The organism is Streptomyces tendae, from assembly GCF_014650435.1.
Classification (GTDB): domain Bacteria; phylum Actinomycetota; class Actinomycetes; order Streptomycetales; family Streptomycetaceae; genus Streptomyces; species Streptomyces tendae.
The window spans coordinates 403,443-429,014 of the sequence record NZ_BMUY01000008.1 but is presented as its reverse complement, the minus strand read 5'-3'; the positions used below and the strand labels follow the sequence as shown (position 1 = coordinate 429,014).

20 protein-coding genes are annotated in these 25,572 nt (G+C 71.0%); 13 read left to right on the top strand and 7 right to left on the bottom strand.

The annotated features are described in order from the left end of the window. Window positions 1-132 precede the first annotated feature (132 nt). The gene (locus IE258_RS23140; protein ID WP_003975777.1) at window positions 133-396 is read right to left on the bottom strand and encodes a WhiB family transcriptional regulator; all 264 of its coding nucleotides are present in this window, start codon (window positions 394-396) and stop codon (window positions 133-135) included. A gap of 688 nt (window positions 397-1,084) precedes the next feature. Here IE258_RS23140 and IE258_RS23135 point away from each other — a divergent pair. The 4 genes from IE258_RS23135 to IE258_RS23120 all read left to right on the top strand — a co-directional run bounded on the left by IE258_RS23135 (window position 1,085) and on the right by IE258_RS23120 (window position 5,035). Beyond that, entirely contained in the window at window positions 1,085-1,612 is a 528-nt protein-coding gene (locus IE258_RS23135; protein ID WP_189746383.1) for a cysteine dioxygenase, read from the top strand. Window positions 1,613-1,656: 44 nt separating this feature from the next. Continuing rightward, window positions 1,657-2,616 carry a 2-phospho-L-lactate transferase gene (gene cofD / locus IE258_RS23130; RefSeq protein WP_189746382.1) on the top strand — a complete coding sequence of 320 codons (960 nt, stop codon included), beginning with the start codon at window positions 1,657-1,659 and terminating at the stop codon, window positions 2,614-2,616. Beyond that, window positions 2,613-3,944, top strand: a complete 1,332-nt coding sequence (locus IE258_RS23125) for a coenzyme F420-0:L-glutamate ligase (RefSeq protein WP_189746380.1) — start codon at window positions 2,613-2,615, stop codon at window positions 3,942-3,944. Before cofD ends, IE258_RS23125 begins: the two co-directional genes overlap by 4 nt. 110 nt (window positions 3,945-4,054) lie before the next feature. Beyond that, complete coding sequence (locus IE258_RS23120; protein ID WP_189746378.1) at window positions 4,055-5,035, top strand: DNA-3-methyladenine glycosylase family protein; 981 nt, start codon at window positions 4,055-4,057, stop codon at window positions 5,033-5,035. A 140-nt stretch (window positions 5,036-5,175) separates the two neighbouring features. Here IE258_RS23120 and manB read toward each other — a convergent pair whose 3' ends face one another. Together manB and IE258_RS23110 are read right to left on the bottom strand one after the other, a co-directional pair. Continuing rightward, the gene (gene manB / locus IE258_RS23115) at window positions 5,176-6,261 is read right to left on the bottom strand and encodes a mannose-1-phosphate guanylyltransferase (protein ID WP_189746377.1); all 1,086 of its coding nucleotides are present in this window, start codon (window positions 6,259-6,261) and stop codon (window positions 5,176-5,178) included. Window positions 6,262-6,364: 103 nt separating this feature from the next. Beyond that, window positions 6,365-7,615 (bottom strand): peptidoglycan recognition protein family protein, encoded by a 1,251-nt coding sequence (locus tag IE258_RS23110; RefSeq protein ID WP_189746375.1) that lies wholly within the window; start codon window positions 7,613-7,615, stop codon window positions 6,365-6,367. A gap of 139 nt (window positions 7,616-7,754) precedes the next feature. Here IE258_RS23110 and IE258_RS23105 point away from each other — a divergent pair, with 139 nt between their 5' ends. From IE258_RS23105 to IE258_RS23080, 6 genes are all read left to right on the top strand, one after another. Beyond that, entirely contained in the window at window positions 7,755-8,519 is a 765-nt protein-coding gene (locus IE258_RS23105) for a TIGR03089 family protein (RefSeq protein WP_189746373.1), read from the top strand. A 526-nt stretch (window positions 8,520-9,045) separates the two neighbouring features. Then, window positions 9,046-10,236, top strand: coding sequence for an LCP family protein (locus IE258_RS23100; protein ID WP_189746371.1), 1,191 nt, complete (start codon window positions 9,046-9,048; stop codon window positions 10,234-10,236). Between the two features lie 266 nt (window positions 10,237-10,502). Beyond that, on the top strand, window positions 10,503-12,203 hold the full coding sequence (locus IE258_RS23095; protein ID WP_189746369.1) for an LCP family protein: 1,701 nt from the start codon (window positions 10,503-10,505) through the stop codon (window positions 12,201-12,203). 167 nt (window positions 12,204-12,370) lie between these two features. Then, window positions 12,371-14,095, top strand: a complete 1,725-nt coding sequence (locus IE258_RS23090; protein WP_229892364.1) for an LCP family protein — start codon at window positions 12,371-12,373, stop codon at window positions 14,093-14,095. 206 nt (window positions 14,096-14,301) lie between these two features. After that, the gene (locus IE258_RS23085; protein WP_189746367.1) at window positions 14,302-16,008 is read left to right on the top strand and encodes an LCP family protein; all 1,707 of its coding nucleotides are present in this window, start codon (window positions 14,302-14,304) and stop codon (window positions 16,006-16,008) included. Between the two features lie 77 nt (window positions 16,009-16,085). Next, entirely contained in the window at window positions 16,086-17,774 is a 1,689-nt protein-coding gene (locus tag IE258_RS23080) for an LCP family protein (RefSeq protein ID WP_189746365.1), read from the top strand. Between the two features lie 24 nt (window positions 17,775-17,798). On the opposite strand, the gene IE258_RS23075 is transcribed toward IE258_RS23080, so the two are convergent. Beyond that, window positions 17,799-18,854: a glycosyltransferase family 2 protein gene (locus IE258_RS23075; protein WP_159326957.1), complete on the bottom strand. Its 1,056-nt coding sequence runs from the start codon at window positions 18,852-18,854 to the stop codon at window positions 17,799-17,801. A 151-nt stretch (window positions 18,855-19,005) separates the two neighbouring features. On the opposite strand from IE258_RS23075, the gene IE258_RS23070 reads away from it, so the two are divergent. Beyond that, window positions 19,006-20,517, top strand: coding sequence for an LCP family protein (locus IE258_RS23070; RefSeq protein ID WP_444545803.1), 1,512 nt, complete (start codon window positions 19,006-19,008; stop codon window positions 20,515-20,517). An 18-nt stretch (window positions 20,518-20,535) separates the two neighbouring features. Here IE258_RS23070 and IE258_RS23065 read toward each other — a convergent pair whose 3' ends face one another. Continuing rightward, window positions 20,536-21,810, bottom strand: coding sequence for an LCP family protein (locus IE258_RS23065; protein ID WP_189746361.1), 1,275 nt, complete (start codon window positions 21,808-21,810; stop codon window positions 20,536-20,538). Between the two features lie 120 nt (window positions 21,811-21,930). Here IE258_RS23065 and IE258_RS23060 point away from each other — a divergent pair, with 120 nt between their 5' ends. After that, window positions 21,931-22,488 (top strand): acyl-CoA thioesterase, encoded by a 558-nt coding sequence (locus IE258_RS23060; protein ID WP_127894822.1) that lies wholly within the window; start codon window positions 21,931-21,933, stop codon window positions 22,486-22,488. Window positions 22,489-22,533: 45 nt separating this feature from the next. On the opposite strand, the gene IE258_RS23055 is transcribed toward IE258_RS23060, so the two are convergent. Beyond that, window positions 22,534-23,574, bottom strand: coding sequence for a vWA domain-containing protein (locus tag IE258_RS23055; protein WP_189746359.1), 1,041 nt, complete (start codon window positions 23,572-23,574; stop codon window positions 22,534-22,536). 221 nt (window positions 23,575-23,795) lie between these two features. Here IE258_RS23055 and IE258_RS23050 point away from each other — a divergent pair, with 221 nt between their 5' ends. After that, on the top strand, window positions 23,796-24,005 hold the full coding sequence (locus tag IE258_RS23050; RefSeq protein ID WP_229892357.1) for a tyrosine-type recombinase/integrase: 210 nt from the start codon (window positions 23,796-23,798) through the stop codon (window positions 24,003-24,005). Between the two features lie 295 nt (window positions 24,006-24,300). On the opposite strand, the gene IE258_RS23045 is transcribed toward IE258_RS23050, so the two are convergent. Beyond that, window positions 24,301-25,458, bottom strand: a complete 1,158-nt coding sequence (locus IE258_RS23045) for an acyl-CoA dehydrogenase (RefSeq protein WP_189746356.1) — start codon at window positions 25,456-25,458, stop codon at window positions 24,301-24,303. Window positions 25,459-25,572: the final 114 nt, after the last annotated feature.

Genomic DNA, 25,572 nt, shown 5'->3' with positions numbered 1-25,572 from the left:
GGACACAGGGGCGGCCCGCCGCCTGTGGACAACCCACCGGCGACGGGCCGTTCCCGCTGTTCGGGCCGTTTCTGTCGCCGCGTCAGACCGCGGACGTCGGGCCGTCGTCAGGCCGCGGCCTTCGAGCCGTCGTCAGACCGCCGCCTTCTTCAGCCGGCGGCGCTCCCGCTCGGACAGGCCGCCCCAGATGCCGAAGCGCTCGTCGTTGGCGAGGGCGTACTCGAGGCATTCGGAGCGGACCTCGCAGGCGAGGCAGACCTTCTTGGCCTCGCGGGTGGAGCCGCCCTTCTCGGGGAAGAAGGACTCGGGGTCGGTCTGGGCGCACAGTGCGCGCTCCTGCCAGCCGAGTTCCTCGTCCGCGTCGTCGACCAGCAGTTGCTGCACCAGCTCGGTCATGTGCGCCCCTCGTCTGTCTTTCGCGTCCCCGTGATCTAGCCGTTACCGATTCCGGCTGAACGACACGAGTGAAATTACAAGTGTGCTGCTCCGGGCGAGTCAAGCCGAGATCTGCTATTGGGCCTCTTATTCACTCTGCGGAACCAAGGCCATGCAGTAAGTGTTCAAATCGCCATAAACCTTGACATACCAAAGAGGCCCGCCAGGACACCCGTCCCGATTCACACCTGCACCAGGAAGGACGCCCCGGCGTTCGATCCCGTTCCGATACACGCGCCGAAGCGAACCTGATCACATTCGGATCACGGGATCGCAACGGGGGTTGTGCGCCCGGCTTGTGCGCCATGTGTCCCGGGAGCCGCCTGAGCAAACCTTTCGCCAGCGCGATCAACCGGATGAGGTGAAACATGTCCCACATAACGGGCATCGAGTTGACAGTGCTGGTGTGAACCGCTGTCCTTGGGGGCATGCTCGCGAACTTGGCGCCCACCTCGACCCGCACCGCCGGGTCCCACGGTGCTGCCCGCGCTCGCTGTAGCTGTTGCCGCTGTTCCAGCTGTTGAGCCAACCGCGCTCCGGCTGTCCCCGAGTCCACGCGACTCGACTGCTCCACTCCCGCCCCACCAGGGCGTTCCTTCGTCATTCGCCCCGCTCCGCCGCACTCATCCGCCGAGGGACCACCGCACCCATGAACAGCGACAGCGATCTCCAGATCGCCGGCGACATCCTCGAAGTCCTCCACCTTCTCCAGGCTCCGCGCGAGCACCCGGCCACCGTCGCCGAGTTCGCCGGTCTCCTCCGTTCCCTGGCCGCCGACCGCTCCGCGTGGGAGCACCTCGTCCGGTACGACGCGACGACCCGCTGGTACCACCGGCTGCGCACCGGGCCCGGGTACGAGGTCTGGCTGCTGTCCTGGCTGCCGGGGCAGGGCAGCGGGCGCCACGACCACGGCCCCTCCTCCGGCGTGTGGACGGTCCTGGAGGGCACCCTCACCGAGCACACGGGGCGCGGCACGCACGCGTTGGACGCCGGCAGGCAGCGGGTGTTCGCGCCGGGGTACGTGCACGAGGTGGTCAACGACGCGCTGGAGCCTGCGGTCAGCCTGCACGTCTACTACCCGGGCCTGACCGAGATGCCCATGCACTCCCCGCAGTGCTCGGCCGCCGCCTCGGCCGAGGACACCGCCGCCGACGCCGGCTCCGCACCGGCACGGTGACGACTGGCTGACGCACTGTCGTACCCGCCTGCAAGACTGGGGCCATGCGCATTGTGGTTCTGGCAGGCGGCATCGGTGGTGCCCGGTTCCTGCGTGGTCTGAAGCAGGCCGCGCCGGACGCGGACATCACGGTCATCGGCAACACCGGGGACGACATCCACCTCTTCGGGCTGAAGGTCTGCCCGGACCTCGACACGGTGATGTACACGCTCGGCGGCGGCATCAACGAGGAGCAGGGCTGGGGTCGGGCCGACGAGACCTTCCACCTCAAGGAGGAGCTGGCGGCCTACGGCGTCGGCCCCGAGTGGTTCGGCCTCGGCGACCGCGACTTCGCCACGCACATCGTGCGGACGCAGATGATCACCGCGGGCTTTCCGCTCAGCGCGGTGACCGAGGCGCTCTGCGACCGCTGGAAGCCCGGCGTGCGGCTGATCCCGATGACCGACGACCGCGTGGAGACGCACGTCGCGGTCGAGCTGGACGGGGAGCGCAAGGCGGTCCACTTCCAGGAGTACTGGGTGCGGCTGCGCGCCTCCGTGCCCGCCGAGGCGGTCGTGCCGGTCGGCGCCGAGCAGTCCAAGCCCGCCCCCGGCGTCCTGGAGGCCATCGCCGAGGCTGACGTCGTCCTCTTCCCGCCCTCCAATCCGGTCGTCTCCGTCGGCACCATCCTCGCCGTGCCCGGCATCCGCGAGGCGATCGCCGACGCCGGGGTGCCGGTGGTGGGCCTGTCCCCCATCGTCGGGGACGCGCCCGTACGCGGGATGGCCGACAAGGTGCTCGCCGCGGTCGGCGTGGAGTCCACGGCCGCCGCGGTCGCCGAGCACTACGGCTCGGGCCTGCTCGACGGCTGGCTGGTCGACACGGTCGACGCCGACTCCGTCACGCGCGTGAAGGCCGCCGGGATCCTCTGCCGCGCCGTACCGCTGATGATGACCGACCTCGACGCGACGGCGCAGATGGCCCGGGAGGCGCTGACGCTGGCCGAGGAGGTGCGGGAGGCGTGAGCGACGGGACGCACGACGACGCTTCCGGACGCCTGGACGGCTACCGGGTCTGGGCCCTGCCCGGTCTGCCCGAGGTGCGCCCCGGCGACGACCTGGCCAAGCTGATCGCGGCGGCCGAGCCCGGGCTGGCCGACGGGGACGTGCTGCTCGTCACGTCCAAGATCGTCTCCAAGGCCGAGGGCCGGGTCGTCCAGGCCGAGGACCGGGAGGTCGCGATCGACGCCGAGACCGTGCGGGTGGTGGCCCGGCGCGGCCCGCTGCGCATCGTGGAGAACCGTCAGGGCCTGGTCATGGCGGCGGCCGGTGTCGACGCCTCCAACACTCCCCCCGGTACGGTGCTGCTGCTCCCCGAGGACCCCGACGCCTCCGCGCGCGGCATCCGCGAGGGACTCCGCGACACGCTGGGCGTGGACGTCGGCGTGGTCGTCACGGACACGTTCGGGCGCCCCTGGCGGGCCGGGCTCACCGACGTGGCGATCGGCGCCGCGGGCATCCGCGTCCTCGACGACCTGCGCGGTGGCACGGACGCGCACGGCAATCCGCTCGGCGCCACCGTCGTCGCCACCGCGGACGAGCTGGCCGCGGCGGGCGACCTGGTCAAGGGCAAGGCCGCCGGCCTGCCCGTCGCCGTCGTGCGCGGGCTGCCGCGGGTGGTCGCCGAGGACGACGGCGAGGGCGCCCGGGCGATGGTGCGCGGCGCGCGCGACGACATGTTCCGCCTCGGCACCTCGGAGGCGGTCCGGCAGGCGGTCACCCAGCGGCGTACGGTACGGGCCTTCACGGACGAGCCGGTCGACCCCGGCGCCGTACGCCGGGCGGTGGCCGCGGCGGTGACCGCGCCCGCGCCGCACCACACGACGCCGTGGCGGTTCGTGCTCCTGGAGTCCGAGGACGCCCGCACCCGGCTCCTCGACGCGATGCGGGACGCCTGGATCGCGGACCTGCGGCGCGACGGCAAGAGCGAGGAGTCCGTCGCCAAGCGCGTCCGGCGCGGCGACGTCCTGCGCAACGCCCCCTACCTGGTCGTCCCCTGCCTGGTCATGGACGGCTCGCACACCTACGGGGACGCGCGGCGGGACGCGGCCGAGCGGGAGATGTTCGTGGTCGCCACCGGCGCGGGCGTGCAGAACCTGCTCGTCGCGCTCGCCGGGGAGCGGCTGGGTTCCGCGTGGGTGTCCTCGACGATGTTCTGCCGGGACGTCGTGCGGGAGGTGCTGGGGCTGCCGGGCGACTGGGACCCGATGGGGGCGGTGGCGGTCGGCCATCCCGCCGAGGAGCCGAAGGCGCGGCCGGAGCGGGACGCGGAGGCGTTCATCGAGGTGCGGTGAGCCCTCTACCCTCGTAGGGGCTTCGCTCTCCCTTTCCCGCTCCCAGCTCCCACCTCGCTTTCCCCACCTCTTCCCCACTTCCTTTCCCACTTCGCCCAAGGACCTCACTCGTGGCTGGACGTTTCGCTCCCCGGTCCCCGCGCGCCGCCGTGCGCGACGGGATGCCCCGGCAGGCGCTCGCGCCGGGCCGGGTACGGGCGTGGGTGCCGGACGGGCCGCTGGACCTGGGGCTGGTGCTCGGGCCGCTGCGGCGCGGGCCGGGCGATCCGACGTTCCGGACGATGCCCGACGGGTCGGTGTGGCGGGCCAGCCGGACGCCCGCCGGGCCGGGCACGCTGCGGGTCGCCGCACGCGGTGGCGAGGTACACGGCGAGGCGTGGGGGCCGGGGGCCGATTGGCTGCTGGAGCAGTTGCCGCGGATGCTGGGCGCCGAGGACGACCCGTCGGCGTTCGTGCCGCGGCACCGGCTGCTGGCGGTGACCGCCCATCGGCGCCCGGGGCTGCGGCTGGCGCGGACCGGGCTGGTGCTGGAGTCGCTGATCCCCTCGGTCCTGGAGCAGAAGGTCACGACGCTGGAGGCGTACCAGGCGTGGCGGCTGCTGGTACGGAGGTTCGGCGAACCGGCGCCGGGGCCCGCGCCCGGGCGGATGTGCGTGATGCCGGCGGCGCGGACGTGGGCGCTGATCCCCTCCTGGGAGTGGCATCTGGCCGGGGTGGACGACAAGCGGGCGTCGACGATCCTGCGGGCCGTGCGGGTCGCGGCGCGGCTTGAGGAGGCGGCGGGGATGGAGCCGGCGGCGGCGCGGGAACGGCTGGAGCTCGTCTCCGGGATCGGGCCGTGGACGTCCGCGGAGACCGTGCAGCGCAGTCATGGGGCGCCGGACGCGGTGACGGTGGGCGATCTGCATCTGCCGGGGATCGTGGGGTTCGCGCTGGGCGGGGACCGGTATGCGGACGACGCGGAGATGCTGCGGTTGCTGGAGCCGTATGCGGGGCAGCGGCATCGGGCGGCTCGGTTGGTGTTGTTGAGTGGGCGGGTGCCGGGGAGGCGGGCGCCGCGGATGGCTCCGCGGGGGATTGAGCGGCTCTGACGTTGGTCCGCCGGCCCAGTGCATGCGGCTTGCCCGGCGTGGAGGTGGGCGCGGGGTGGGGTGCGCGGCCCGGCGCTGACGGGGTGCCGCCTGCGCCCACCCGTGCCGCCCCAGCGGCACGGCTGCCCGCAGTTGGGGGGCTATGCGGCGTCTGGGGAGAAGCGGAGGGATGCTGGGGGGATGTGGGCGTCGCACCAGATTCGGGCGCCGGAGCGGAGTTCGTTGTCGGCGCCGACGACCGCGCCGTCGCCGATGACCGTGTCGGTGAGGACCGAGCGGGTGCCGACGCGGGCGCGGGCGCCGATGAGCGAGTCGGTGACGACGGCACCCGGCTCGATGACGGCACCCGGCAGGATCGTGCTGCCGAAGACGCGTACCCCCTCCGCCACGAAGGCGCCCTCGCCGACCACGGTGCCGCCGGACAGCTTGGCGTCGGGGGCGACCCGTGCCGTGGGCAGGACGAGGCGGTCGCCGCAGCGGCCCGGTACGGCCGGGGACGGGGCGCGGCCCAGGACCAGGTCGGCCGAGCCCCGGACGAAGGCCGCCGGGGTGCCCAGGTCGAGCCAGTACGTGGAGTCGACCATGCCCTGGAGGTGCACGCCCGCGGCGAGCAGCTCCGGGAAGGTCTCGCGCTCCACCGAGACCGGGCGTCCCGCCGGGATGGTGTCGATGACGGAGCGGCGGAAGACGTACGCCCCCGCGTTGATCTGGTCGGTGACGATCTCCTCGGAGGTCTGTGGCTTCTCCAGGAAGGCGAGCACCCGGCCCGTGTCGTCCGTGGGGACCAGGCCGTACGCCCTCGGGTCGGTCACCTGCGTCAGGTGCAGGGAGACGTCCGCGCCGGTCGTCTCGTGGGTGCGGACCAGGGCGCCGATGTCCAGGCCGGTGAGGATGTCGCCGTTGAAGATCAGCACCGGCTCGTCGGGCCCCGAGTGCAGCCGGGACGCCACGTTGCGGATGGCGCCGCCCGTGCCGAGCGGCTCCTCCTCCGTGACATACTCGAGGTGCAGGCCAAGCGCCGAGCCGTCGCCGAAGTACGGCTCGAAGACCTCGGCCAGATAGCTCGTCGCCAGCACGATGTGCTCGACGCCGGCCGCCTTGGCCCGGGCCAGCTGGTGCGTGAGGAACGGCACTCCGGCGGCCCGGACCATGGGCTTGGGCGTGTTCACCGTGAGCGGGCGCAGCCGCGTGCCCTTGCCGCCGACCAGGAGGATCGCTTCTGTCACCTGTCGTCTCTGCTTCCTGCCGGGACCGGCCGAACTGTCTTTCGGCGGGCCAGTGTATGCAGACCGTGCCGTGGTGCCTTCGATGACCTCGCAGTGGCCCGCCTCAGCGCCCCTGGTACGCCGCCGCCTTCGAGCGGGCCGTGTCGAGCTTGGCGTAGAGCTGCTTGCCGGGGCAGTTGGTGGCGAAGCCGTCGCGATGACCGGAGATGACGTTCAGTCGTACTTTTCTGCCCTTTCGGTAGAGGTTCCCACCTCCGGACTTGAGGTATGTCTTCCCGCGCGGATTCATGCCGTAGAGCCCGACCTTCCACGCGGTGAGCCGGGCGATCGCCTTCAGCGCGGCCGACGACGGCTTCTTCGAGCTGTACGTGCCCAGCACGGCGATCCCCATGCTGTTGGCGTTGAACCCCAGGGTGTGCGCGCCCAGCACCGGCTTCGAGACGCCTCCGGCCCGGCCCTCGTAGATGTTTCCGCACTTGTCGACGAGGAAGTTGTAGCCGAGGTCGCGCCAGCCCGTGCTGTTGACGTGGTAGCGGTAGATACTGCGGATGACCGACGGCGCCTGCGAGCAGCGGTAGTTGTTGCCGGTGGCCGAGTGGTGCACGAAGGCCGTCTTGACCTTCTTCGTGTACACGAACCCCTTCTTGCGCAGCTTCTCGTCGGCGCCCCAGCCGCGGCGCGTGGTGATGGCCGGACGGGAGCCGACATGCGGCTCGGCCCGCTGCCTCGCCGCGCGGGCGGGGAGTACGGAGGGTTCCGCCTCGCTCCGCGCGCGGTTCGTCGGCGGTGGCGCGGCCTCGCCGGGGTCGACGAGTTCGAGGCGCAGACCGGTGGGGAGCGGCGCGGCGGCCGGGGCGGACCGCGCGGTACCGGGCGCGTCGACCGCCCGTACCCGCACCTCGACGCCGTCGGACTCGCCCACCCACAGCGGTGCGGTGGCGCCGCGGACCCGGCCCGATGCGCTCTCCGGGGTGCCGGGGTCGGCGGCGTGGTCGGCGTTGTGGGTCTCCAACTCCTGCCAGCCGGACCAGGTGCCGGTGGCGGTGGCACGGGTGCGGACCTGGACGTGGCCGTGGAGTTCGGTGGCGGGACTGTCCCAGACGACGCCGACGAGCGAGAACTGCCGTACGTCCTGGCGGCGCAGGCCCTGTTCGGCCGCGCCGGGTGCGCGGTCGCGGGCGAGGGGGGTGAGCCGCAGCGACTGGGTGCCGCCGGGGGCGTGCGCCTCGGGCCGTGCGGTCGGACTCGTCGCGGGTGGGGCGGAGGAGGTGGCGGCTGCCGCGGGCGGGGCGAGCGGGAGAGCCAGGGCCGCCGCGCACGTGACACCGGTCGAGGAAGCTAGGAATCCACGCATGCCCCTGATACTGGACATAGATATGTGAATATGTCTATTTGGGATCTGACGGGTCGTAGGGTTGCTTCGTCCGATCCGGTGGCGGTGCGGCACACCGTGCGCTCGATGGCCGTTGCCCGGCCCGCGTACGCTTGCGCGGGTGAACGCGACCGACCGCACCCCTGCCGACCTGCTGAGTTCCGCGCTCGCCGCGGACCCGGGACGCCCCCTGGTGACCTTCTACGACGACGCCACGGGCGAACGCGTCGAACTGTCCGTGGCCACCTTCGCCAATTGGGTGGCCAAGACCGCGAACCTGCTCCAGGACGAACTGTCCGTCGAACCCGGCGACCGGGTGGCACTGCTGCTGCCGGCGCACTGGCAGACGGCGGTGTGGCTGCTGGCGTGCGCGTCCGTGGGCGTGGTCGCCGACGTGGCGGGCGACGCGGGGGCTGCGGACGTGGTCGTGAGCGGGCCGGAGCCGGAGTCGCTGGAGGCGGCGCGGGCGTGCTCGGGCGCGCGGATCGCGCTGGCGCTGCGGCCGCTCGGGGGGCGGTTCGCGCCGGCGCCGCCGGAGGGCTTCGCCGACTACGCGGTGGAGGTGCCGGGACAGGGGGACCGGTTCGTGCCGTACGCGCCGGTGGATCCGGAGGCGCCTGCGCTGATCGTGGCCGGGCGGGAGTTCAGCGGGGCGGAGGTCGTGGAGCGGGCTCGGGCGGAGGCGTCGGGGCTGGGGCTCACGGGGCCGGGGGCGCGGATTCTGTCGGGGTTGCCGTACGACACGTGGGAGGGGTTGAGCGCGGGGTTGTACGGGCCGCTGGCGAGTGGGGGGTCGGTGGTGCTGTGCCGGCATCTGGAGCTGGCGGGGGCGGGTGTGGTGGATCAGCGGATCGAGGCGGAGCGGGTTTCGGTGACGGCGCGGTGAGTCTTTGCCGGGTGGTGGGTGGACCGGCGTCGCGGTGACGCCGGTCAGTCGGTGACCGGGGCCGGCCCTTGCCCGGCGTCGCGGTGACGCCGGTGAGTCGGTGACCCGGGCCTGCCCGTGCCCGGCACCGGTGTCGGCGCGGGGTGGGGAGCGCGGCCCGGCGCTGGCGGGGTGCCGCCTGCGCCCACCCGTGCCGCCCCAGGCGGCACGCATGCCCGCAGCTGCTGCGTGCCCGTGCCCGGCACCGGTGTCGGTGCGGGGTGGGGAGCGCGGCCCGGCGCTGACGGGGTGCCGCCTGCGCCCACCCGTGCCGCCTGGGGGTACCTCCCAGGCCGTTCAGGCACTGGGGGAGGCACGACTGCCCGCAGGCTGGGGGCGCGGTGCGTGCCCGGCGTCGGCGGTGGCGCGGCCCGGCGCGCTGACGGGGGGCCGCAGGCTGGGGCCCCGTTTGGCCTAGCTGGGTGCTGCCCTCCAGCGCTTGCCGGGGCATGGTCGTACCAGCGGGCGGGTGTGGACGGAGGCGGGCGTGGGTGATGACGCGGGTAGTGCGGCCTCCCGCGGGGACCTGGGGCACGGGGCGTCCGCGAGCGGGGCCGGGCTGAAGCGGCGGCGGCGCAGGCGGCGGCTGGGGATCGCCGGGATCGTGGTCGTCGCGCTGGCCGGGGGCGCGGTGGGCGTCGGGTGGGCGGTGTACGCCAAGCTGAGCGGCAACATCACGGCGGACGAGGCGGCCGCGGCCGAACTCGCCCGGTACGAGAAGGAGCGGCCCACCTCGCTGGTGCGCGGCGCGCAGAACATCCTGCTGATCGGGTCGGACTCGCGCTCCGGGGAGGGCAACGCGCGCTACGGGCGGGACTCCGGCACCGAGCGGTCGGACACCACGATCCTGCTGCACCTGTCCGCGGGCCGGGACAGCGTCACCGCGGTCTCCCTCCCCCGTGATCTGATGGTGCGCGTCCCCGGCTGCCACCGGCCGGACGGCTCACTCACCGAACCGGCGCTCCAGCAGTTCAACTACGCCTTCGCGGCGGGTGGTTCGGCGTGCTCGATCCGCACGGTGGAGAAGCTGACCGGCATCCGGATCGACCACCACGTGGTCGTGGACTTCGAGGGCTTCAAGGAGATGGTCGACGCGCTCGACGGCGTCGAGGTGTGCCTGCGCAAGCCGGTCGACGACAAGGACGCCAAGCTGAAACTGCCCGCGGGCCGGGTGACGCTCGACGGGGAGCAGGCGCTCGGCTACGTCCGGGCGCGGAAGTCGCTCGGCGACGGCAGCGACACCGACCGGATGGACCGGCAGCAACGCTTTCTGGGCGCGCTCGTGAGCAAGGTGCAGAGCAATGACGTACTGCTGAATCCGGTGAAGCTGTACCCCGTTCTGGACGCCGCCACGTCGTCGCTCACCACGGACCCGGATCTGGCGAGTCTGCGCGGTTTGTACGACCTTGTGCGCGGCCTGCGCGGGATTCCCACCGAACGCGTCCAATTCCTGACCGTGCCCCGGGAGTCGTACACGGGCGACGCCAATCGCGACCAGCTCGTGCAGCCCGACGCCGAGAAGCTGTTCACCCGCCTGCGGACGGACGAGCCGGTGGCGGTCATGGCCTCCCGGCAGGACTCGACGGGCGGTACGGAGAATTCCGGCGAACCCGGTGACGCCGATTCTCCGGCGCCGACGTTCAGCGGGAACACCGCCGACGAGGACATCTGCGAGTAAAGCGCATTCCAAGAAGGAACCACCCGCACGCAAGGCGGGCGTACACGCACGGAGAATTGTCCGAGAAATGCGCCGAATTGCCCAGTTGTAAGGTTCGTGGAATGCGTCACTGCCGTCGCCGTGCGCGGAACGGGGCGGTTAGTGTGAGCGATCCGGTGTGCCCGGCCGCGGAGTTCTGCCCTGGCCACGCACTGAACTGACGTGAGCGAGACCGGGCGCCCGGAGGGGAGGGCGCCGCGTGGCCCCGACGGAGGATTCGGACAATCGTGGACGCGCAAGGCCGTGGGCGGGCGGAGGACATCGATCCCGCAGACCAGTGGGTACTCAATCCGGAAACCGGCGACTACGAACTGCGACTGCCCCCTTCCGCACCGCAGTCACCCATTCCGGCCCCCCGCCGGGGCTCGCCGGCACCGGCCCCCGAGGTCCCCGCACCCCGCAGGCGCCGCGCCGCGCCCGAGGAGCCGCCGCCGGGACGGCGCGGTCGCCGGCGGCCGGCGAAGAAGAAGTCGAGGGGCAAGAAGGTCCTGCTGTGGACCACCGGCACGATGGCGTTCGTCGTCCTCGCCGTCGGCGCCGCCGGATACCTCTACCTCCAGCACCTCAACGACAACATCGAGTCCCTCCCCGACGACGGCGCGAGCACCGGTGGGTTCCAGAAGGACCAGGCCATCAACATCCTGCTGATCGGCACCGACAAGCGCACCGGATCCGGGAACGACGGCTACGGCGACAAGGGCAGCGCCGGCCACGCCGACACCACGATCCTGCTGCACGTCTCCAAGGACCGCTCCAACGCCACCGCCCTCAGCATCCCCCGCGACCTGATCGTCGACGTCCCCGACTGCCCGACCACGCAGGAGGACGGGAGCACGAAGGTCATCCCCGGCTCCTCCGGCGTCCGCTTCAACACCAGCCTCGGCCAGAGCGGCCGTACGCCCAGTTGCACCATGCGGACCGTCACCGAGCTGACCGGCGTCACGCCCGACAACTTCATGGTGGCCGACTTCAACGCGGTCAAGACCCTCACCTCGGCGGTGGGCGGCGTCGAGGTCTGTCTGGCGAAGGACATCGACGACCCGGACTCGCACCTGAACCTGTCGGCGGGCAAGCACACCGTCGAGGGTGAGCAGGCCCTCGCGTTCGTCCGCACCCGGCACTCCGTCGGCTTCGGCGGCGACCTGAGCCGTATCGAGATCCAGCAGCAGTTCCTCGGCTCGCTGATGCGCAAGCTGAAGTCCAACGACACGCTCACCAGCCCGACGAAGATGGTGAAGCTGGCCGAGGCGGGTACCGAGGCGCTGACCGTCGACGCCAAGCTGAAGAGCATCGGCAAGCTGAAGGACCTCGGTCTCGAGCTGGGCAAGCTCGACACCAAGAACCTGACCTTCGCCACGGTCCCGGTGAAGGACAACCCGGCCGAGAAGACGCCGGTGACCGTAGTCCTCAAGGACGGGGCGGCCCAGCAGGTCTTCGACATGGTCAAGAACGACGTCTCCTTCACCGAGGTCAAGAAGAAGGAGAAGGAGAAGAAGGATAAGGAGGACGCCGCGGTCGCCGCCCGCCTGGAGGGCGAGAAGTCCGAGCCCTCCGAGATCCGCGTCCGCGTCCTCAACGGCGGCGCCTCGTCCGGCAGCGCGGGGCGGGAGCTGACCTACCTCCAGAACGAGGCGGGCGTCACCAAGTCGGAGAACGCGGGCAACGCCCCCGCGGACATCGCCAAGACCACCCTGGAGTACGCCCCCGACCAGGCCGACCAGGCCCGCGCACTCGCCGAGATCCTCGGTCTGTCCGGCGCCGCCATGAAGCCGGGCGAGAGCGTCACCAACGCCCAGGGGCTGCCCGCCATGACCCTCACCCTCGGCAAGGACTTCAAGGGCGCCGGCGTCAAACTCGACGCCACTTCCGCGAAGGCGCCGGAGGACCTCCAGAAGTCCACGGCGGACAAGGTCGAGTGCGCGAAGTGACCTGAGGGGCCCGGAGCCCGTCTGACAGTACGACAGTCCATCGTTCGACCGGTCCAACCGCGAACAAACCAGCGGGCGTCGTACAGCCAACGCACGGCTTCGTACGTCCAACTGTGCGAACAGGTCGCGTGCGGGAGCACGTTCGCGGGTCCGAGGGTGGGAGAGGCATGACGCAGAGCAGTGTGCGCGGGGAGGAAACGCGACCCGACCCGGTCCGGCACACCCGCGGCAGGCGAGCCGCGCGCGGCGGCCGGCACGAGGGCGGCGCGGGCACGGCCGGACGGGGCGGACCGGGAGGCCACGGCGGCGGCAACGGCGGCGGCAACGGCAGGCGCTCCGGGCGACGGCGCACCGGCGGACGGCGGCACCGGGCGCTGCGCTGGTCCGCGACGACCCTCGCGGTGCTGATCCTCGGCACGGCCGGCGCCGGATACCTCTACTACCAGCACCTGAACGGCAACATCGACAAGGGCGAGCGCAGCAGCGGCGACTCCAAGGCGCACAAGGCCGAGCCGAACGCGGCCGGACAGACGCCGATGAACATCCTGCTGCTCGGCTCCGACAGCCGCGCCTCCGACGCCAACGTGGCGCTGGGCGGCGGCAAGAACCACCGGGACAACCCGCCGCTGGCCGACGTGCAGATGCTGATCCACCTGTCCGCCGACCGCAAGAGCGCCTCGGTGGTGAGCATCCCCCGGGACACCCGGGTCGACATCCCGGCCTGCAAGGACTCCGACACCGGCGAGAAGTTCCCGGCGACCAACGCCATCATCAACACCTCGCTGGCCCGCGGCGGCGCCGGCTGCACCCTGGCCACCTGGGAGAACCTGACCGGGGTCTACATCGACCACTGGATGACGATCGACTTCGCGGGCGTGGTCTCGATGGCGGACGCCATCGGCGGGGTCGAGGTGTGCGTGAACCAGAACGTGTGGGACCGCCCGCTGCCCGGCGTGCCCGGCGGCTCGGGCCTGAAGATGACGAAGGGCGCGCACAAGGTCAAGGGCGAGGACGCGCTCAAGTGGCTGCGCACCCGGCACGCCTGGGGCAGTGACCCGCTGCGGGCCCGCGCCCAGCACATGTACATGAACTCGATGATCCGCACGCTGAAGAGCCAGAACGTCTTCACGGACGCGGGCAGGCTGATGGACCTGGCCGAGGCCGCCACGAAGTCGCTGACGGTCTCTGAGGAGATCGGCACCGTGAAGAAGCTGTACGACCTGGGCATGCAGCTCAAGACGGTGCCCACGGACCGCATCACCATGACGACGATCCCCACCGTCGAGGACCCCGAGGACAAGAACCACCTGCTGCCGGCCACCGACGCCGACAAGATGTGGGCGATGCTCCGCGACGACGTCTCCTTCGACGACAAGGGCACGAAGGAGAAGAAGGGCACCGGCGACGGCAAGGACGCCGCCGGAGACGACGCCGCCGCGCCGGGCGACACCGGGCAGCCCTCCGACGAGCCCGCCGCCGACTCCGAGATCGGCGTCCTGGTCCAGAACGCCACCCGCTCGGCCACCCTCGGCCCGGTCACCGGCCGGGCCGGTGAGATCGCCGGTTCGCTGGTGGACAAGGGCTTCGCCAAGGCGACGAAGGACACCTCGGCGGCGCTCTCCGAGGAGCGCACCGTGGTCCGGTACCCGAGCGACGAGCTGGCGGGCGACGCTCGCCGCGTCGCCGGGGCGATGGGGATCCCGGCGAACGCGGTGCGCAAGTCCGCGGACGTGTCCGGGATCACTCTCGTCGTGGGAGCTGACTGGCGCGACGGCACGTCCTATCCGAAACAGAAGACACCCGAGGCCGGGGACCTGCCGGAGACGAGCGACGCCCTCAACGGCTCGGACACCGGCAAGTGCATGGACGTCTACAAGCCGTATCGATGGTAGGAGTTCACGAAAATAGGAGGGAATGCCCTGTTGTAGGGGTGACGATCGTGACACCGGTTTCGTTCGACGCCGAACCGGGCGGATAGTGTGAGCGCGCCAGTGCCCACTGCCGCGAGGTCCGCCCTGGCGTCGTGCACTTGTTGACTCTTTACCGTGCGCCTTCAGGCGAAGGTGCCGCGTGGCCCCCGACGGAGGATTGGGAGACCGTGGACGCGCAAGGACGTGGGCGGGCAGACGACGTCGACCCCGCAGACCAGTGGGTGCTGAATCCGCGGACCGGTGAGTACGAACTGCGGCTGTCCCCCTCCGCACCGGAGTCGTCCGTCCCCGGGCCCCGTGCGTCGGGGCCCCGTGCGTCGGGGCGCCGTACAACCGCTCCGGGCCGTGAGGTGCCGCCCCAGCGGCGGCGGCGTGCGGAGCCCGAGGCACCGGTGCCCGGTCGGCGCGGACGGCGGCCGGAGAAGAAGAAGTCCCGGGGCAAGAGGGCCCTGCTGTGGACCGGCGGCAGTATGGCCTTCGTCGTCCTCGTGGCAGGTGTGGGCGGCTACGTCTACCTCAAGCACCTCGAGGGGAACGTCTCGACGACGGACGTGGGCACCGCCGGAAGCAGCAGCTTCAAGAAGGACGAGGCCTTCAACATCCTCATCATCGGCACCGACAAGCGCACCGGTGAGGGCAACGAGGGCTACGGCGACAAGGGCAGCGCCGGACACGCGGACACCAACATCCTGCTGCACGTCGCCGAGGACCGCTCCAACGCCACGGCGCTCAGCATCCCCCGCGACCTGATCGTCGACATCCCCGACTGCGAGACGACGCTGGAGGACGGCACGAAGAAGGTCATCCCCGGTACCTCGGGCGTCCGCTTCAACCAGAGCCTCGGCGACTTCGGCCGGGACGCGGGCTGCACGATGCGCACGGTGGCGGAGACGACCGGCATCAAGCCGGACCACTTCATGATGGCCGACTTCAACGCGGTCAAGACGCTGACCACGGCGGTCGACGGCGTCGACGTGTGCGTGGAGAAGGCCGTGGACGACCCGAAGTCCCATCTCCAGTTGCCCGCGGGCGAGTCCACGGTCGAGGGCGAGCAGGCCCTGGCCTTCGTCCGCACCCGGCACGCCTTCGGCAACGAGGGCGATCTGGACCGCATCAAGGTGCAGCAGCAGTTCCTGGGCTCGCTCATGCGCAAGATGTCCTCCAGCGACACCCTCACCAGCCCCACCAAGCTGGTGAAGCTCGCCGAGGCCGCGACCAAGGCCCTGACCGTGGACAAGGCCATCGGCAAGGTGGGCACGCTCAAGGACATCGCCCTGGAGCTGAAGAAGGTGCCGACGAAGAACATCACCTTCACCACGGTGCCGGTGCTCGACAACCCGGCCGAGAAGGTCAAGGCGACGGTGGTCGTGAACGAGGCGAAGGGCCCCCAGGTCTTCGACATGATCAAGAACGACATCTCCTTCACCGAGGTCGAGCAGAAGAAAAAGAAGGAGAAGGCCGCCGTCGCCGCCCGGCTCAAGGGCGAGAAGTCCGAGCCCGGCGAGGTCCGGGTCCGCGTCATGAACGGCGGCGCCCCCGCCGGCAGCGCCCAGCAGGAACTGGCGTACCTGCAGACCCAGGCCGGGGTCTCCAAGTCGGAGAACGCGGGCAACGCCCCCGCCGAGGTCGCCAAGACCACCCTGGAGTACGCCCCCGACCAGGCCGACCAGGCCCGCGCCCTCGCCGAGATCCTCGGCCTGTCCGGCGCCGCCATGAAGCCCGGCGAGAGCGTCACCAACGCCCAGGGGCTGCCCACCATGACCCTCACCCTCGGCAAGGACTTCAAGGGCGCCGGCGTCAAACTCGACGGCTCCGTCAAGAAGCCGGACCTGGACACCGAGTCCACGGCCGACCAGAAGCTGTGCGCCAGTTGACCTGAGGGGCCTGTCGTACGTCTCACAGGACGGCGACGGGCCCACGTGGTGGCCCGGGGGCGGGGAGGGACGCGGAAGTGACGCGGAGCAGTGTGCAGGGGGAGGACACGCAAGAGGGCGCGACAGACGCCTTGGAGCGTGCGGAGGCCGTCCGGGGGGACGGCGACAACGGTGTCGGCGACACCGAAGGCAGCACCGAGAGCACGACCGAAGACAGCAGCGAAGACGGCACCGAAGACGGCGAAGGCAGGCCCGCGGGCGAGGCCGAGGGCCCCCGCCCGCGGCGTCGGCGGCGCGTCCTGCGCTGGACCGCGGTGGTGCTCGCCGTGGTCCTGGCCGGCACGGCCGGGGCGGGATACCTCTACTACGAGCACCTCAACGACAACATCAGGCAGGACGCCCTGAACCTGGGCGACAGCAAGGTCGCCGCGCCGACGCCGAACGCGGCCGGTCAGACCCCGCTGAACATCCTCGTCATCGGCTCGGACGCCCGGGACAGCGAGGAGAACCAGCAACTGGGCGGCGCCCGCGAGACGTTCGGCTCCACGCCGCTGGCGGACGTGCAGATGCTGGTGCACCTGTCCGCCGACCGCAGCAACATGTCGGTGGTCAGCATGCCGCGCGACACCCTGCTGGAGATACCCAAGTGCACCGACCCGGACGACGGTGAGGTCTACCCGGCGAGCGAGGGCCGGGTGATGACCAACCAGAGCCTCGGCCACGGCGGTCCCGGCTGCACGGTGGCCACCTGGCAGGAGCTGACCGGCATCCACATCGACCACTTCGTGATGGTCGACTTCGCGGGCGTCGTCTCGATGGCGGACGCCGTCGGCGGCGTCCCGGTCTGCGTGGACGCCAACATCCACTCGCGCGACAACTCGGGCCACGGCTCCGGTCTGAAACTGGCCAAGGGCACGCACCCGGTCAAGGGCGAGCAGGCCCTGCAGTGGCTGCGCACCCGCTACGGCTTCGAGGACGGCAGCGACCTGGCACGGGCCAAGGCCCAGCACATGTACCTGAACTCGATGGTCCGGGTGCTGCGCGAGAACGCGACCCTCAGCAGCCCGAACAGGCTGCGCAGGCTCGCCGAGGAGGCCACCGAGGCACTCACCGTCGACCCGGGCCTGGACTCCGTCAAGAAGCTGTACGACCTCAGCAACGAGCTGCGCCGGGTGAAGCCCGAGCGCATCACCATGACCACGATGCCCAACCGGTACGTGGGCGCGCGCGTCGAACCGACCGAGGACGCGGAACAGCTGTTCCGGCTGGTGCGCGAGGACATCGCGCTGGACGGCAGGGACGCGAAGAAGAAGCCCGACGCGGAGCCGGAGCCCCCGGCCGACCCGGCCGCACCCGACGACGAGATCGCGGTGCAGGTCCGCAACGGCACCCGCACCGACGAGCTGGGCACGGCCCCCGGACGCGCGAACACGGTCACCGGGCTCTTGGTGGAGCGGGGCTTCGCGAAGGCGGTCGCGGACCCGTCGGTGCTGCCGAGCGAGGACCGTACGGTGATCCGCTACCCGAGCGCCGACCTGGAGGGCGACGCCCGGCGCGTCGCCAAGTCCCTGGGGATCCCGGCGAGTTCGGTGAAGCGGTCGACGGACGTCTCCGGCGTCACGCTCGTCGTGGGCGCCGACTGGCGCGAGGGCACGGCGTACAGGGCGCCCGAGAGCGACGACCGGACCCCGGAGTCGGCCGAGGCCCTCAACGGCGCGGACGACAGCGCCTGCATGCACGTGAGCCCTGCGTTCACCTGGTCCTGAGGCCGGCCCCGGGCCTGACGGACGTCAGCGCGTCCCGGCGGCGTCCGTGGCCCCCGCGTCCGGCCGGACCGCCGGGCGCCGTGAGGCGATGACCTTCCTGGCCAGCGACTTCGGGCTGGTCAGGAAGCCCCAGCCCCACGACATGTGCATGGTCGCCAGGGCCACCGGTATCTGCGCCCGCGCCTTCAGCCCGAGCCCCTTCCCGGCGGGCAGCGAGCCGGCCACGATCGCCGCGAGGTAGGCGCCGGGCACGACGAAGCCCCAGGGGGTCAGCGCGGCGCCCACCACGACACCGGCCGCGATGGCGCACACGGCGGTCGGCGGGGCAAGGTAGCGCAGGTTGATGGAGCCGGAGTGGTAGCGCGCGACGACGTGCCGCCAGCGGCCGTAGTCCTTGTACTGCTTGGCCAGCGCCCGCATGCTCGGCCGGGGGCGGTAGGACACCCGCAGCTCGGGTGAGAACCAGATCAGGCCGCCGGCCTCGCGGATGCGGAAGTTCAGCTCCCAGTCCTGGGCGCGGATGAACTCCTCGTTGTAGCCGCCCTGCCGCTCCAGCGCCTCGCGGCGGAACACGCCGAGGTAGACGGTCTCGGCGGGCGCCGCCTGTCCGCCGGTGTGGAACGCGGCGTTGCCCACGCCGATCTTCGACGTCATCGCGGCGGCGACGGCGTCCTCCCAGGCGTTCTCGCCCTCGGCGTGCATGATGCCGCCGACGTTCTGCGCACCGGTCTCCTCCAGGAGCCGTACGGCCGTGGAGATGTAGTTCGGCGACAGCATGCCGTGGCCGTCGACGCGGACGACGACCGGGTGGCGGGACGCCTTGATCGCGGCGTTCAGCGCTGCGGGCGTACGGCCGGTGGGGTTCGGCACGGTGTGGACCCGGGGGTCCTCGCGGACGAGTTCGGCGGCGATCTCTTCCGTACGGTCCGTGGAGGGACCGACGGCGATCACGACCTCCATCTCGCCGGCGTACTCCTGGGCGAGGATGGCGCGGACGGCGCCGCGCAGGTGCCGCTCCTCGTTGAGGACGGGCATGATCACGGAAACGGCGGGCAGCCGCACGTCGGACTTGGCGTTCATCGGTGCTCACGTTACCGCGAACGGGGGACACGGGTGCGCGCCGCGGGGGTCACGGGGCCGGGCAGCAGATCGTATGGGCCTACGGTGCTCACGAATCCCACGTACGGCCTCACGCTCCACGCCCAGGGCCCGTCCCCGCGGAGGTGTCCCCTTGCCCACGCCGCCCCGCTCGTCCCGGGTCCCGGCCTCGACCGGCCGGGGCGGACCCCCGCCGCAGCGCGGCGGCCCCCGGCCGTCCCGGCGCCCGCCGAGGCCCCCCGTACGGCGGAGGAAGCCGCGCTGGGCCGTGCGGGCGGTGACCGCGCTTTCGGTGGTGGTGCTCGGCTCCGCCGGGATCGGGCACGCCGTGCTCACCGGCCTCGACTCGGACATCTCACGGGTCGACGCGTTCAAGGACATGAAGAACCGGCCGCGGGCGGGCGACGGCATGAACGTCCTGATGGTCGGCACCGACGGCCGGGACGAGATCACCGAGGAGGAGCGGCGCAAGTACCGGCTGGGCGGTGCCCCCTGCCACTGCACCGACACGATCATGATCGTGCACATCTCGGAGGACCGGGAGCGCGCGAGCGTGGTCAGCCTGCCGCGCGACTCGTACGCCGAGACGCCCGGCCACACCGACCGCACCACCGGCGAGCACCACAAGGGGCACCCGCTCAAGCTGAACGCGGCCTACGCCGAGGGCGGCCCGCAGCTGACGATCCGCACCGTGGAGAACATGACCCGGGTGAAGATCGACCACTATCTGGAGGTCGACTTCACCAGCTTCATGAAGACCGTGGACATCCTCGGCGGTGTGAAAATCTGCACGGTCCAGCCGCTCAAGGACAGCTACACCGGACTCGACCTGCCGGCCGGCACCCACACCCTGAAGGGCGGGCAGGCACTGCAGTACGTGCGGGCCCGGCACCTCGACGGCGCCTCGGACCTGAGCCGGATGAAGCGCCAGCAGCGTTTCCTGGCCGCGCTGATCGACCGGGCCACCTCCTCGGGCATCCTGCTGAACCCGCTGAGGTTCCGGGACGTCACCCGGGCCGTGCTCGGCTCGGTCCGGGCCGACCAGGGCTTCGGCACCGACGAGCTGCTGACGCTCGGGCGGGCGATGCGGAACTTCTCGCCGTCGTCCTCCGAGTTCACCACCGTGCCGATCGGGCAGATGGGCTACGCGGTCAAGGGCGTCGGTTCGACCCTGAAGTGGGACCCGGCGAAGTCCGAGCGGCTCTTCGACGCCCTGCGCGAGGACGAGCCGCTGGCCGCGCCGAAACCGAAGCCGAAGGGTCCGGCGCCGGTGCGGGTCCCGGTGGACCCGAAGCAGATCCGCGTCCAGGTGGAGAACGGCACCCGCACCTCCGGGCTCGGCAAGCGGGTGGACGACGCGCTGGCCGCGACCGGGTTCCGCACCACCAGGGCACCGCGCAACGCCGGGGACCGGGCGGTCGAGCGGACCGTCGTCGCCTACGACCCCCGCTGGGACCAGTCGGCGAAGTCGCTGTCCGCCGCGCTGCCCGGCAGCGAGCTGAAGCCGGTCAAGGGGCAGGGCGCCACGCTGAAGGTGATCGCGGGCGCCGACTTCGAGAAGGTGGCGAAGGTGCGGCCGGCCGACCCGCCGCAGGAGTCGGGCGCGGTGGTGCGGGGCGACGAGGTGGTCTGCGGCGACGAGTGAGGTCCGCCGGTCTCCGGCTCAGTTGCCGGAGACGGTGACCTTCTCGTCGTTCTTCAGCTCCTCGACGAGCTTCTTCACCTTGGCGTCGTCCCACTTGAGGTTGCCGCCGACGCTGCCCGAGATCGGCATGTTCATCGAGGTGCCCTCGCCGCCGCTGACGTTCTTCATCGCCCAGAACATGCTCGCCAGGTCGAACAGGCCCATGTCCTTGTCGACGATGAGGGAGTCCAGGCCGGCGCCCATGGTCGGGTACAGCTTGAACGGGTTGAGGACCGTCGACGGGGTGGCCACCTGGCTCGCCAGCGCCGACAGGAACTTCTGCTGGTTCTTGGTGCGGTCCAGGTCGGAGCCGGCCAGCGCGTACCGGGTGCGGACGAAGGCGAGGGCCTCCTCGCCGTTCAGGGTCTGCTTGCCCTTCTTGAAGTCGGCGCCGGACTTCTTGTCCTTGATGTCCTGCGGGATGTCCATCTCGACGCCGCCGACCGCGTCCACGATGTTCGCGAAGCCGGCGAAGCCGATCTCCACGTAATGGTCCAGGCGCAGTCCGGTGTTGTGCTCGATGGTGCGCACCAGCAGCTCGGGGCCGTCCTCGGCGTAGGCGGCGTTCAGCTTGGTGTGGCGGCCGGTGCCCGGGTACTTCTTGCCGGACTCGGAGCCGACGAAGCTCGGGATCTCCACGTCCGAGTCGCGGGGCAGCGAGATCAGCGTCGCCCCGTTGTCCCCGGTGTGCAGGATCATCATCGAGTCGGTGCGCTTGCCCTCGGCGGAGCCGGTGTGGAGGTCCTTCTTCTGCTCGTCGGTCATGCCCTCGCGGCTGTCGGAGCCGACGATCAGGTAGTTGGTGCCCTCGCCGGCCCCGGGCCGCTCGATGACCTTGGACAGGTCGACCTCGCGGTTGAGCTTGGAGTCGGCCCAGAAGTAGGTCCCGACGGTGGTGACGACCAGCACGGTCACCACCGTGATCGCGGTCCACTTGATCCGGCGGCGCCAGTTCGGCGCGGGCCGGTCCCGGACCTGTCGGCCGGGGCCCTGGCCGCCGCCACCGCCGTAGACCTGGCCGGTGTTGTACCCGCTGTCGTACCCGTCGCCGCCGTGCCCCTGGCCGTCGGTGTACGACGGCTGCTGGGGCACCCCGGCGCCGTACGGCGGGGCCGACGGGCCCGGGCCGGGCGGCGGCGTGCCGCGGCGGACCTGGCGCATCACGCGGGCGCTCTCGGGCCGTGCGCTCGCGCTGCCGCGTCCGTATCCGCTGCCGCGGTTGTCACCGGACCATCCCTCGGGCCAATCATTCATGCGCACCAGTGTGCAGGGCCGCCCGGTGGGCGTTACAAGGTATGTCGGAAAATCAGGGCAGTGCTGTTGCGAACCCGACACAAAATCACGCCCGTGTGCCCCCGGCATAAGGTGGAGGCCATGACAGACCAGGCAGAACAGGCCTCGGCCGCGCCCCCGGAGATCCCGGGCAAGCCGACCTCGGCCTCCCGCACCACCCTCAGCCACATCATGACGCACAGCGACACCAACCTTCTGGGCACGGTGCACGGCGGTGTGATCATGAAGCTCGTCGACGACGCGGCGGGCGCCGTGGCCGGACGGCACTCCGGCGGACCCGCCGTCACCGCGTCCATGGACGAGATGGCGTTCCTCGAGCCGGTCCGCGTCGGCGACCTCGTCCATGTGAAGGCACAGGTCAACTGGACCGGCCGCAGCTCCATGGAGGTGGGCGTCCGGGTCCTGGCCGAGCGCTGGAACGAGTCCACGCCCGCCACCCAGGTCGGCTCGGCCTACCTGGTCTTCGCCGCCGTGGACGCCGACGGCAAGCCCCGCACGGTGCCGCCGGTGCTCCCGGAGACCGAGAAGGACAAGCGGCGCTACCAGGAGGCCCAGATCCGCCGCACCCACCGGCTGGCCCGCCGACGCGCGATCATGGAACTGCGCGAGCGACGGGTGGCGGAGGGGTACGAGGACTGACCCCCTGCCGCCGCGGACGTCACGGCCATCGGGGACGGCCGAGCCTCAGAGCATGAGCAGGAGCCGCGTGTTCGCCACGAGCTTCCGGTTCACGCTCGTGCTCTGCACGAAGATCGTGAAGTCGTCGTTGTGGTCGGGCTTGATGCGGACCTCCACGTCCGGCAGGCCGAGCAGGGCGCGGGCTTCGGGCCCCGTGTACACCCGGTCCGTCTTCTTCTCCAGCACCGATATCTGCTTCTTCGGCTGGACCTTCTCCGACTTGCTCAGCTGGTAGAACGCACCGCCCGTGCGGTACGTGTGCCCGCGCTCGACGACCCAGTCCCGGATCGCCACGTCACGGGTCACGTCGATCAGCGCGTACTTCGACGCCTCCACCGGGGTGAGGCCGGCCGCCTTGATGGTCTCCTTGTTGACCGCGTCCGCGCCGGTGGAGAAGACGGCCCGCGACCCGCGGATGCCCTTGGTGCGGCCCACCATGAACTTCTCGGTGGCCTCCTGGATGACCTGGCCGGCCTCTTCCAGGCCCTGGGTGCTCGTGGCGTCCCAGATGGCGATGTTGTCCTTGGGGAAGCCGTACTGCATGGCCTCGCGCTTGCCCATCTGGTCCGGGACGAGGACGGCCAGCGTCCAGTTGTCCGCCTGGGTCTCGATCATCGTGGACACGGCCTCGACCAGTGCGCGCGGGTCCCGGGCGGGGGCGTCCGGGCAGCGGTGGCTCACGTTCTCCTGGCCGTCCGTGAGGACGAACGTCAGGAAGCTGTGGTCGCCGTAGAGCTGGGCGGTCTGCGCCAGCTCCCGCTGCGACTTGAGCGTGGCCGCCAGCAGCGCCGTCATGCCGCCGACCCGGTACATCTGCTTCAGCGACGGCATCCGCAGCACGTCCTTGTCGTAGATGACGCACTCCACCTGGTCGGCGAAGACGTACACCGTGACGCGGGTCTCCTGGTCCAGCTCCTGCGAGCGGCGGGCCAGGTAGGCGATCTGCTGGTCGGCGACCTCGACCACCTTGTGGCTCAGACGCCGCATGGACGAACTGGCGTCCAGGACGAGAGCGACGTGGTTGATGTAGTTCTGGCTCTTGGACATGGCGGATCCCCCTCTTGCCGATTGCCGATTGCCGCTCCGGCAGCTTCCCGACGCGATGGATCCACCGTCTCATCCACCACTGACAATCGATCAGACGAGCGAGCCGCGGCCGTCAGGGCAGGTTGCGCGCCATGACGATGCGCTGGACCTGGTTGGTGCCCCTCGTAGATGTGCGTGCTTTACAGGTCATACGGCGCTGACCTGCACGGACACCCCCCAACGTGACGAGGACTGGCTACCTCTACGCGTCGTACTTCTACCCGAAGATCTGGATGGAGGCTCTGGGCAAGGGACAGGTGAAGTACTGCAAGGCTCACTCGCTCCGGCACTACTACGGGTCGCGACTGCTGTACGCCGGAGTCCCCGAGAACGACGTGGCCGACTGGATGGGCCACAGCAGTACTGACGTGCTCAGGGAGCACTACCACTAGATCTTCGAAGGGGCCGAGCAGCGTGGCCGTGCAGCCATCGCAACCATGCTGACGCCCAGCGCGGACGACCCCACGGAGGCGACAGAGGTCGCCTGATCCACGTACGACAACAGCCCCCGGCAGCACGCCGGGGGCTGCGTTGTTCGTACAGGTCAGTGGCTGTTTTCAGCCCGGCATCTGCCCAGGATTCCCCCAACATGACGCCTAGGAACGGCCTTGATCGGGCCGCAACGGGCAGAAAGCCGAGGGTGTCCCTCCGGACCTTCGAAACAGCTTCTGACCTGCAAAAACCCTGCTAGGGCAGGTTCCTCGCCATCACGATCCGCTGAACTTGGTTCGTGCCCTCATAAATCTGCGTGATCTTGGCGTCACGCATCATGCGCTCCACCGGGTAGTCACGGGTGTAGCCGTAGCCGCCGAGCAGCTGGACGGCATCCGTGGTGACCTCCATGGCCACGTCGGAGGCGAAGCACTTGGCCGCGGCGCCCTGGAAGGTGAGGTCGCTGTCGCCGCGCTCGGACTTGGCGGCGGCGGCGTAGGTCAGCTGGCGGGCGGCCTCGATCTTCATGGCCATGTCGGCCAGCATGAACTGGATGCCCTGGAAGTCGGCGATCGGCTTGCCGAACTGCTTGCGCTCCTTGACGTAGCCCTTGGCGTAGTCGAGGGCGCCCTGGGCGATGCCGAGGGCCTGGGCGGCGATGGTGATGCGGGTGTGGTCCAGCGTCTTCATCGCGGTGGCGAAGCCGGTGCCCTCCGCGCCGATCATGCGGTCGGCGGGGATGCGGACGTTGTCGAGGTAGACCTCGCGGGTCGGCGAGCCCTTGATGCCGAGCTTCTTCTCCGGGGCGCCGAAGGAGACGCCCGCGTCGGACTTCTCGACGACGAAGGCGGAGATGCCCTTGGAGCGCTTGCTCGGGTCGGTGACGGCCATCACCGTGTAGTACTCGCTGACGCCGGCGTTGGTGATCCAGCGCTTGACGCCGTTGAGCACCCAGAAGTCGCCGTCGCGGACGGCCTTGGTCTTCATGCCGGCCGCGTCCGAGCCCGCGTCGGGCTCGGAGAGGCAGTAGGAGAACATGCCGTCGCCCTTGGCGAGCGGGGTCATGTACTTCTTCTTCAGCTCCTCGGAGCCGGAGAGGATCACCGGCAGCGAACCGAGCTTGTTGACCGCCGGGATGAGGGAGGAGCTGGCGCAGGCGCGGGCGACCTCCTCGATGACGATCACCGTGGCGAGCGCGTCGGCGCCCGCGCCGCCGTACTCCTCGGGGACGTGCACCGCGTGCAGGTCGTTCGCGGTGAGGGCGTCCAGGGCCTCCTGCGGGAAGCGGGCCTCCTCGTCCACCGCGGCGGCGTACGGCGCGATCTTCGCCTCGGCCAGCGAGCGGACGGCGTCCCGGAGCATGTCGTGCTCCTCGGACGGGCGGTACAGGTCGAAGTCAGCCGATCCGGCCAAGGTGTCTCACGCTCCAAAACGCTGTGATGCTGGGCACGCTAACTACCGTTAAGTAACCCAAATTTTAGAGCCCCGGCCGGGCCGGTGGATAGGTGAGCTTGACGACAGCCGACC